Below are 1,056 nucleotides of genomic sequence, written 5' to 3'. Positions count from 1 at the left end.
CCTGTGTGGGAACTGGTCGGCATCGCCCAGCAAGAGGTTGAACGTCAACGCCAACGCGCCGAGAAGGCGGAGGCCACGGCGGCCGAACTCGAAGCAGAGCTGGAGAAGTACCGCGCCGAGGAACGCCGCCAACTCGAATGGGCACGCCACCTCGCCCGAGACGACGTGCGTTGCCCGAGCTGCAATCTCCGCTACGGCGAACGCGAGCAGTACGGCTGCGTCGAACCAGCACGAGCCCACGAATACGACGCAGACGAACTCCGCGCAGCTTTGGAAGGGGAATCGTGAGCGACTACACCGACAGCCAGGCTGAGCTACTGGTGAAGATTCTGCAGAGGATCGCCGACAGCCACGAGCAGTGGAAAGCGAAGTGGGGGCCGAACCTTCGGATCACGGTCGGCAAAGGTAACCCGCTCCGAGACTTCGGCATCGAGAAGATTCACGACATCGAAGTCGAAGCCACCTATGACAGCAGCATCCTTCACGAGGACGGCACTGAAACCAAGATTGAAGGCGGACGCTTCACCATCGCGCCAATTCCGCCTGAGGAACTCGAAGACGGTGATTGGTGATGAGCAAACGCAGCCCAGACATCAGGCACCTCCTGGTCCGAGACCTCATCACCTACGGACTGACACCACTGCAGGCCGACGAACTGATCACCAAAGCGGAGGAACTCAGTGCCGCCGCCAAGCCTTCTGAGGAGTCGTTGTGAGTGAGAACATCACCGATCCCGAGGACGAGTTCTACAACGGATGCGACGAAGACTGCCGCGACGACTGCATGGCCGACCACCAGGGGGAATCGTGAGTGAGATCCGATCACAGGCCACACATGAACTCGTTGTGCCGATCCACAAGCATGTGTGCGCGGCGAACCTCGAAGACTGCACAGGCGAGTGCTATCTCGCTGCCGCCGCGCTACAGAACGCTGGTTGGTCGAAGCCTCGCACGGTGAACAGCGTCGAAGAGCTGGAGGCGTTGCCGCCCAGGTCGGTGATCGAGCTCCCCGACGGCGAAATAGGAATGATCATGGTGGCCCGCGACAAGCGTCACG

3 protein-coding genes are annotated in these 1,056 nt (G+C 61.0%); all 3 read left to right on the top strand.

Annotated features, from left to right (window positions below):
- On the top strand, positions 1-288 hold a 288-nt coding region (locus ACH4F2_RS36335; RefSeq protein WP_398136845.1), incomplete at its 5' end, for a hypothetical protein.
- Complete coding sequence (locus ACH4F2_RS36330) at positions 285-572, top strand: hypothetical protein (protein ID WP_351646614.1); 288 nt, start codon at positions 285-287, stop codon at positions 570-572. The genes ACH4F2_RS36335 and ACH4F2_RS36330, both read left to right, overlap by 4 nt.
- Positions 572-715, top strand: coding sequence for a hypothetical protein (locus ACH4F2_RS36325; RefSeq protein WP_351646612.1), 144 nt, complete (start codon positions 572-574; stop codon positions 713-715). Before ACH4F2_RS36330 ends, ACH4F2_RS36325 begins: the two co-directional genes overlap by 1 nt.
- The last annotated feature ends 341 nt before the right edge of the window (positions 716-1,056 follow it).

The sequence above is a fragment of the Streptomyces sp. NPDC017890 genome (genome assembly GCF_044328675.1).
In the GTDB taxonomy this organism is placed as follows: domain Bacteria; phylum Actinomycetota; class Actinomycetes; order Streptomycetales; family Streptomycetaceae; genus Streptomyces.
This window is presented reverse-complemented; position numbering and strand designations above follow the sequence as displayed.